Origin of the sequence: Salinivibrio sp. ML290 (assembly GCF_001995695.1) — a bacterium.
In the GTDB taxonomy this organism is placed as follows: domain Bacteria; phylum Pseudomonadota; class Gammaproteobacteria; order Enterobacterales; family Vibrionaceae; genus Salinivibrio; species Salinivibrio siamensis.
On record NZ_MUEY01000017.1, the window covers coordinates 76,651 to 84,965 of the forward strand.

The following is an 8,315-nucleotide window of genomic DNA, read 5'->3' on the forward strand; positions in this document are numbered from 1 at the left end:
ATAATGAATAAAAATACAATAAGAACATCAAAAATCATGCTTTTAAAGACAATCGATGCACAATAAAAAGCCAAGCATCAACTTGGCTAACAGGGGGAAGCGTGGAGAGGAAGAGACAGAGGCCACATCGCGCCTATGATGCGGACTTCACTACATGCTAGTGTTTTTGTCGCTGCGCTAACATCGGCATTAAGTGGCGATCGCCTGTTGCTAACAGCGCTTGGCCGAGGCTTTCACGCCATTGCGGCCAAACACGGTAAACGTAAGGGTCTTGTCCTTCGCCAGGATTAAAGCCTCCCACAAAGGCATCGCGTATCGATTTCAGCGCTTTGTCTTGGCCGGTTTCACTGTTATCAAAGCCTTTTTTACTATCTCGGGCTTTTATCCCCGCCCCGACTGAGCTTGGCATATAGGTAAGCGGCTGATTCAGTCCCTGTTGATAGTCTTCAACCAAGGCTTGTAGGTGTGCTCGCGCGTCATCTTTGCTGAGTGGGGAAAACTCAATGGTTTCTTTCACTCCCACCAGCGTACTCGGCACGGCTTCGCCCATTGCGCATTGGCATAAATGATCAATCCATACCGCAAGCTGATGACGTACAGTCAGATCGCCACAATGAAAGCGAACCAAGCTGTCTTGATAACGCCGATTGAGCCAACCTTGCAGTTGTACCTCACCCAAGGCTGTAGGAAGGGCCAGATTGAGTTCAAGATCGGGGCGCGGCGAGGCGAGCAATGGCGTTAAGCGTTGGTACATGTCACGGATTACCATAACTTGCGTATCCAAGGTCAATTCGCCAAAGTACGCTAAGGGCAACTTGCCCTGTCCTCGCTGTCGGGCCATAAAATCCTGCACGCTTTGGGGACTGTCATCAGTCTCAATAAAGTGCGCTAACAGCTGATCGCGCAGTTGAAAACGGTGCAAGGTATCTAAGCGAAAGGGTTCAAATTCTTCTAACGGCGCTTCTAACTGCTCAAAGAAGACTTTCAAGCGGCGTTGGAAAAAATAGCGCACGGGCAACCGCCAAAAGCGCTGCAACTCAGCCAACTCAATCACAGGATCGATATGACTATCCGGATCAGGGCTTAATGCATCATCCATAAATGCCGGCAGTTGCGTCCCTTGCCCTTTGGCAGCCGGTAGCCACTCTTGCGCGTAGCTACCATCATGAGCAAACGCCTCTGGGCTAAAGGGAATGAGTGGATGAGTCTGGATAAGCCTCTCTTCCAGCCGCTGACGTGACTGGACTTCGGGTAAGTCGCGGTCACCGGCCAAACAGTAGCCTTGGGTACAATATTCAAGCAGCTCGGTAACCAGCACCGACGGGACTTTTAAGCTGTTATCTTGCACTGAGCGCCCGACATAACTGATATATAAACGCTGCTGTGCTGACTGCAGCGCTTCTAAAAACAGGTAACGATCATCGTCGCGGCGCGAGCGATCCCCTGCCCGCGTGCGGCCCACCATTAAATCAAAACCGACGCTAGGCACAGTGCGCGGGTACACGCCATCATTCATCCCAAGCAGACACACCACGTTAAAGGGAATAGAGCGCATCGGCATCAAGGTGCAAAAGTTGACCTGTCCGGCCAAAAAGCGCTGGCTGAATCGCTCGTTGTTGAGGCGACCATTAAAGTAATCGCGCACCACGGGCAAGGTTAGCGTGTGGGTAAAGGCGGCATCGCTAAGCTGTGTCAGCCAACTGTCTAACTGGGTACGGATTAATTTGACTGCTAACTCTTCATCCCCTTCAATGGCGAAGCAGTCATCCAGCATTTGAGTCAACCGCGCCACCCACGCCTTGCCATCGCATTCAATCGCCAGTTGTTGCTGGTAGTGGATCAATGTGTCTATAAACAACCCTAACCGCCCCGCCAGCTCCGCATTAAGCCCTTGGACTTCATCATAAGGGACGGTGTCTGCAAACAAGCCGGCCTCACTCGGCATCGCGTAGCCGAGTAGCATACGTTTCAGGCCAAATAACCACGTATTCTGATACTGCTCGGGCAAGGCAAATTGACTCGCGGTATGGGTATCAAGCCCCCAGCGAATGCCGGTTTCTTCCACCCACTGCTTAATCTGATCAAACTGTTGGCTGTCGATGGCAAAACGGCGCGACACCGCCGGCACCTCAAGAATTTCCAATAGTTCCGCCGCACTGCATCGACTATCAGGCAGGGTGAGCAGACGCAAAAAGGCGGCTAACACCGGGCTTTCTTGATCGGCGCTGCGATCTGAGATGGAAAAGGGAATAAAACGCTCACTCGGCGCATTACCAAACACCGCTTGAATGGCGGGGCTGTAGGCATTGATATCCGCCACCATCACAATCACATCGCGGGGGCTCAGTGATGGGTTGGCCTCAAACATCGCGAGTAGCTGATCGTGCAGCACTTCGACTTCGCGCATCGGGCTGTGACAGGCATGGATTGCGATGGATGCATCATCTGGCTCGATTTCTGTTTTCGCCGCACTGGTTTCAGTCTGCTTGGGATCGCCTGGCTCATTCAAATCCAAAATATCGGCTTGGATGTGATGCAGTAGATTATCGCGGTTAATAGGTACAAAGCCGCTATCAATCTCATTACAGGCCATTTCCGAGAGCAGCAGTAAGTTATCGCGCCCCAGTTTTCCCATCGACGCCAGCAAGCTGTTCCCTACTTCACCGTGCTCGGGCTCATCAAGTCCCAGTGCCAATTGGCTCTCGGCGGGGATGTTTTCAATTCGGCTGATCTTATCCCGCGCCAATGCGGCACGTTTAGCCAGATAGCGCTTGTCGCGAATATCGCCCCAATAGTAACGGCATGGGTTGGTGAACATAAAATGCACCTCCACATGCTCGCCCAGTGCTTGCAACGCATCCAGATAGCGTGGTGGGAGCGCGGAGATGCCAAACACAAACACCCGTTCAATATCAGCCAGCCCCGCAGGCTTGTGCTGATGGCTGGTTAAGGTATCGATAAACTCTTGATACAAGTTAGCGCGATGGTAAGGCGATTGGCCCAGCCCCAATGTGTGATCGTATAAGCGACGCCACAGTTTTTGCTGCCAAGGCTGCACATCGTCAAGCTCGGGTACCGGTTGTTCTTGCTCCCATGCCAGCACCCACTCGGGGCGATAGACCAGATACTGGTCGAAAATATCGGCCACTTTTTCGGCCAGCTGGTAAGCGCGTTGCTGATCCTGGCTATCTTCCAAATACGCGGCTAAATCAGCGAACTCTGGCGCATCCAGACAGCTGGGTAAGATGTCCATTAGCTTCCATGTCATTGCCTCTTTATTGAAATCACTGCGCTCAGGCACGCCATCCAACACCCGCACAAACAACTGCCAGATAAAGGTAGCGGGAAGTGGGAATTCGACGTTAGCGACAATCTGCTGCTCGTTGGCGAGTGCCATTTTTAACCACTGCGCCATGCCGGGGCTTTGCACCAGAATAAGTTCTTTTTGAAAGGGGTCAGACAGCGGACGCTGCTGGATCAGGGAGACCAACAGCGATTTTAACAGATCGAGCTGATTAGAGTGATAAACAGTAAACACAAGGCGCTCACATGGGAAAGATAACTGGCATCGATTGTGGCCGATTGCCGTACTAAGCGCAAACCGCTACCGACACACCGCGACCTCGCACACGACTTGTTAAGCGCGTGATAATGCGGCAAATCGCTGAGCGATTACACGCGATTGTCACCCACACTGAATGCGATCAGCTGGCTGATATGGTTCAGTGAACGCCCCGACTCTTGCTGCCACTCATTAAATGCCTGTTGCGCTGCTTGCATCGCCCGCTTGGTCTCTCGACCGCTATCAACGATTTTAGTCGCGCGCAGGTAGTGCTCGATATCACGGGTGAACAAGAAGGTGTCCTTGCCCATTCGGCGCAAGGTATAAGCACCGGTATTACCGCCTAAACGCTTACCGTGTTTTTTTAAATACTGCCATAAACCGACAATATCCTCGCTGGGCCAATCGGCGACAAACTGGCTAAAACTGCCGTGCGATTGCTGCACGCGGTGGATCATTTCCGCGTTGTGTGGAATCGTCATCACCTTGGTAAGGTGACGAATAATCGCTGGGTTGGTGGCTTTTTCTTCCCACATTTCCGGTGGCATCAGCAGCATTTTCTCAATATCAAAGCCCCAGAATACCTCTTCGAACCCCGGCCACTTTTTACGGACGACCTGCCAACTAATGCCCGATTGAAACACCTTCTGACTAAACGCCGCGAGCCAGCGATCATCTGGTATCTCACACAAGGCATCATGTTCAAGCGGTGCCACCAGCATATGCTCTAACGCACGTTGACCACCTTTACGTTCGGCGGCACGTTGATAAATGGTGCTAAATTTTTCTCTCATGTCACAATCATGGCCGGGTCAGTGGACAATGGCCCTTATCCTACTGTATAAAAAGACAGTAAATCAACGAAGAGAGGGTAATTATGGCCGTTATCGTCAAGTACGTGGTCGAACGCGAGGGAGAAGAAAAGATGACATTTACCTCCAAAGCTGAAGCCGACGCCTACGACAAAATGTTGGATATGGCGGATGCCATGTTCGATCTGATTGGAGAAAGCGAACTGGTAGACGACGAAGAAAAGCGTGAAGCCTTGTCGCTATACCTTGCTCAACACAAAGACTCGGTGCTTGAAGCACTGGGCGCAAAACGCAAGGCGGCAAAGAAAAAGCCGGCAAAAAGCGAGAACAAAGCGGACGAGAGTCGCGACGACAAAGACGCCGACGCGGCCTAATGTTGTGATTGCAGATCCTTTTAACATCCGCGAAAGAGCAAGCCCATTTGGCTTGCTTTTTTTATGCCTGTCTCCTGATGACTATGCATCAACATGAATCGGTGCGCTGACCTGTAACGGTTTTTGCCTCCGCCAGCCGTTAAGCGCTTCCAACCACCGCCGCTTGTCTTTAAGATGAAGTGTTTGATGTTTTAAGCCCAACGACACAAGGAGACTCCCCCCAATGGCAAGCTTTGCTCTGGCACTCGGTACCGCCACTCAAAACCAGGACGGTAAAATCATTGAAGCCTATTTCCCAGCGCCCCTGCTTAATCCTAGTGATGATCTGGTAAGTGCCCTAAGCGCGCTAACCGATTATAGCGCCGGTAATCAGGTACTAGAGGTTGCACCAGAAACCTGCGCTGCAATCAGTGAAGCCTTCGCCGCCGCTGGCGCCCAAAAGGCAGCTAACTTTGCGAGCAAGGCTCAACAAACCACACAGCCACTGGTGCTGGTTATTCTAGAAAACGACAGCAAACCCGCATCGGTGGCTGAAGGCTTCCTCAAGCTTCAGCTGATCTCGCACCGCTTAGTCAAACCACACGGTGTGGTACTAGACGGACTCTTTGGCCTGCTACACAACATTGCTTGGACCAACCAAGGCCCAATCGACTTGCCGGAGCTACCTGAGCGTCAGATGGAAGCGCGTCTGAAAGGCGAAACATTGACCGTTGAGTGCGTGGATAAATTCCCGAAAATGACCGATTACGTGGTGCCTGCTGGCGTGCGTATTGCTGATACCGCCCGTGTTCGCTTGGGCGCCCATGTGGGTGAAGGCACTACGGTGATGCACGAAGGCTTTATCAACTTCAATGCCGGCACCGAAGGCAAGAGCATGATTGAAGGCCGTATCTCTGCGGGTGTGATGGTCGGTCAAGGTAGCGATATTGGCGGCGGTGCATCCATTATGGGGACGCTGAGTGGCGGCGGCCAGATTGTGATCTCAATTGGTGAGAACTCACTGTTGGGTGCCAATGCTGGCCTTGGCTTCCCATTAGGCGATCGTTGCACCATCGAGTCAGGACTGTATGTCACCGCAGGCACCAAAGTCACCATGCTCGACGCTGACGGCAATGTGGTCGAAAGCATCAAAGCACGTGATTTGGCCGGTAAGTCGGACCTATTGCTACGCCGCAACTCAAAAACGGGAGCGGTTGAATGCTTAACCAACAAAACGGCGGTCGAGCTCAACCACGAGCTACACGCGAATAACTAATCAAGCCCGCTTTTAGTTCTTTTCAGAGGCGGCCAACTTGGTCGCCTTTTTTATGTCTACTTTGCTTGAATCACTATCGCGTCACCGCAATACGCCAAAAAGCACAAGCAGGTTTGTGGCACATTTTAACCACAAGCGAAAACTAGGAAAATAAACAGGCGCGAGGCGGCCCTGACTGGCGGGTAAATCAGCGTTCGTGACCTCTCCCAACGTAGCATTTTTGGCATTGAGTTCAAGGCTTTTCCGACCTTTTCGGTGTCAGGATTCGCAGGTGCTCACAGATCCTTCTATCGATATCCTTCCCCCCTTTAAACATGAGCTAAGTCACGTTATCAATAATGGAAAGCGGTAATCTGAAGATGAACCTAATACAGGGGAACAAAGAGGAAAGAGTATGAGAGTGGAAATTGCAGGCAAAAACATCGAAATCACTCCCGCCATCCGTGAGCGCATCGAAAGCCGCTTTGAAAAGCTGGCCAAGTGGCAGGTGGCACTCATCAATCCTCATGCTGTGATCAGTAAGGAGCCAAACCATCAGTTCAAAGTGGAAGCGAAAGCTGGGCTACCAGGTTCAACACTGGTTGCCTCTGCCGAAAGCGACGACATGTACAAAGCGATTAACGAGGTGGGCCAAAAACTCGAGAAGCAACTGAATAAGGTCCAACACAAAGGCGAAGCGCGCCGTAACGATAAGTCAGCCGCGACGGTTGCGATGGAAGAAAATCCAGCCGATGAGGAAATCTAACCCTCAGCGCAACACCTAACTCGCTAAACATGTTAGCCCCGCCCTCGCGGGGCTTTTTGATCCTTGACACGCCTGCCTGCGCCCCATATGGTTAATCCATACGCAAACATAACAACACAACGCCCAATGCTGATTCTCGTTCGTTTTTTTCGCTTCTTTTTTATCTCGCCAACGCGGGAGGAAGCGTGCTAAGCCTAATCAGCCTGGCGCACTAACCTCCCAACCGGGAGGTTTTTTTGTATTAGAACAAGGATAATGTATGCCAGACACACCACGCCCACTGGATGAGATACGCACGCGCATAAGCCAGCTTGATCAAGAGCTGCTGACACTATTGGCCGAGCGCCGTCGCTTAAGCCTAGATGTCGCCAAAAACAAAGTCGCCGTGCAAAAACCGATTCGCGATCAAGCCCGTGAACAAGCCTTATTAGAAAAACTGGTGACCAAAGCGCAAGATCACCAGCTAGACGCCCACTATGTATTGAGTCTGTTTCACACCATTATCGAAGACTCGGTACTTATCCAGCAGCGCTATCTGCAAAACCTAGCCAACCCAGACAATCAGCGTCCAGTGGCACGGGTTTCTTTCCTGGGCAACCAAGGCTCATATTCCTATCTCGCCGCGCGACAATACTTTAGCCGCAAGCAAACCGAACTGGTGGAAATGGCCTGCGACAGCTTTAAAAAGGTGGTAGAAACGGTAGAAACCGGCCATGCCGATTACGGCATCTTACCCGTAGAGAACACCAGTTCTGGCTCAATCAATGAAGTGTACGATCAGCTGCAGCACACGCGTTTATCGATTGTCGGTGAGCTCACGCTGCCTATCGACCACTGCCTGCTTACCGTCGGTGACCAAGACCCAAGCCAAATTGATACCTTGTATGCCCACCCGCAGCCGCACCAGCAATGCAGCGAATACATTGACACCTTGGGTAAAGTGAAGAAGATTTATTGCTCCAGCACCGCTGAAGCCATGCAACAAGTGGCGGATTTAAACCAGCCCAACGTCGCCGCGATTGGTCATGCGGCAAGTGGTGAGTTTTACGGTTTAACCGCGATTAAGAGCGAGATAGCCAACCAACAGCAAAATCACACCCGCTTTATTGTCGTGGCCCGCAAGCCGGTTAAAGTGTCGTCACTGACCCCTGCCAAGACCACCTTTATCATGTCGACCTCGCAGCAAGCCGGCTCCTTGGTGGAGTGTTTAATGGTACTGCGCGAGCGCGGCATCAATATGACCAAGCTCGAATCTCGGCCCGTGCTTGGCAACCCATGGGAAGAGATGTTTTACGTCGATGTTGAAGCCAATATGGCCAGCAACCTGATGCAAAGTGCGCTGGACGAGCTCACCACCCTGACCCGTTATCTAAAAGTGCTCGGCTGCTACCCGTCAGAGACCATTTCCCCCACCGAGGTATCGCTGCCGGACAGCGACGAATAATCGCGAGTAGCCATTAACGCCAGAAGCCCACGATGTGGGCTTTTTTTAAACTCCGTTTATCACTTTAAAATCAGCAGATAATAGATAAAAATAGTTTTACTTAGCTTTCTAGGTGAGTACTTA

General features: G+C 51.6%; 6 protein-coding genes. 4 read left to right on the forward strand and 2 right to left on the reverse strand.

What is annotated here, in order from left to right; all coding sequences use genetic code 11:
• Positions 1–157: 157 nt before the first annotated feature.
• Both recC and BZG23_RS14055 read right to left on the reverse strand, forming a co-directional pair.
• Entirely contained in the window at positions 158–3,538 is a 3,381-nt protein-coding gene (recC, locus tag BZG23_RS14050) for an exodeoxyribonuclease V subunit gamma (RefSeq protein WP_077607302.1), read from the reverse strand.
• A gap of 134 nt (positions 3,539–3,672) precedes the next feature.
• Positions 3,673–4,356 (reverse strand): DNA-3-methyladenine glycosylase I, encoded by a 684-nt coding sequence (locus BZG23_RS14055; RefSeq protein ID WP_077479377.1) that lies wholly within the window; start codon positions 4,354–4,356, stop codon positions 3,673–3,675.
• An 83-nt stretch (positions 4,357–4,439) separates the two neighbouring features.
• On the opposite strand from BZG23_RS14055, the gene BZG23_RS14060 reads away from it, so the two are divergent.
• The 4 genes from BZG23_RS14060 to pheA all read left to right on the forward strand — a co-directional run bounded on the left by BZG23_RS14060 (position 4,440) and on the right by pheA (position 8,192).
• Complete coding sequence (locus BZG23_RS14060) at positions 4,440–4,748, forward strand: YebG family protein (RefSeq protein WP_046074135.1); 309 nt, start codon at positions 4,440–4,442, stop codon at positions 4,746–4,748.
• Between the two features lie 223 nt (positions 4,749–4,971).
• Entirely contained in the window at positions 4,972–6,003 is a 1,032-nt protein-coding gene (gene dapD, locus BZG23_RS14065; RefSeq protein ID WP_074213325.1) for a 2,3,4,5-tetrahydropyridine-2,6-dicarboxylate N-succinyltransferase, read from the forward strand.
• 394 nt (positions 6,004–6,397) lie between these two features.
• Positions 6,398–6,748, forward strand: coding sequence for a ribosome hibernation-promoting factor, HPF/YfiA family (hpf, locus tag BZG23_RS14070; protein ID WP_046074133.1), 351 nt, complete (start codon positions 6,398–6,400; stop codon positions 6,746–6,748).
• A gap of 259 nt (positions 6,749–7,007) precedes the next feature.
• Positions 7,008–8,192: a prephenate dehydratase gene (pheA, locus tag BZG23_RS14075; RefSeq protein ID WP_077607303.1), complete on the forward strand. Its 1,185-nt coding sequence runs from the start codon at positions 7,008–7,010 to the stop codon at positions 8,190–8,192.
• The last annotated feature ends 123 nt before the right edge of the window (positions 8,193–8,315 follow it).

Excerpts from the sequence above, each read along its gene's own strand:
- BZG23_RS14055 (WP_077479377.1), bottom strand. The coding sequence starts at position 4,356 with ATGAGAGAAAAATTTAGCACCATTTATCAACGTGCCGCCGAACGTAAA.
- BZG23_RS14060 (WP_046074135.1), top strand. The coding sequence starts at position 4,440 with ATGGCCGTTATCGTCAAGTACGTGGTCGAACGCGAGGGAGAAGAAAAG.
- dapD (WP_074213325.1), top strand. The coding sequence starts at position 4,972 with ATGGCAAGCTTTGCTCTGGCACTCGGTACCGCCACTCAAAACCAGGAC.
- hpf (WP_046074133.1), top strand. The coding sequence starts at position 6,398 with ATGAGAGTGGAAATTGCAGGCAAAAACATCGAAATCACTCCCGCCATC.
- pheA (WP_077607303.1), top strand. The coding sequence starts at position 7,008 with ATGCCAGACACACCACGCCCACTGGATGAGATACGCACGCGCATAAGC.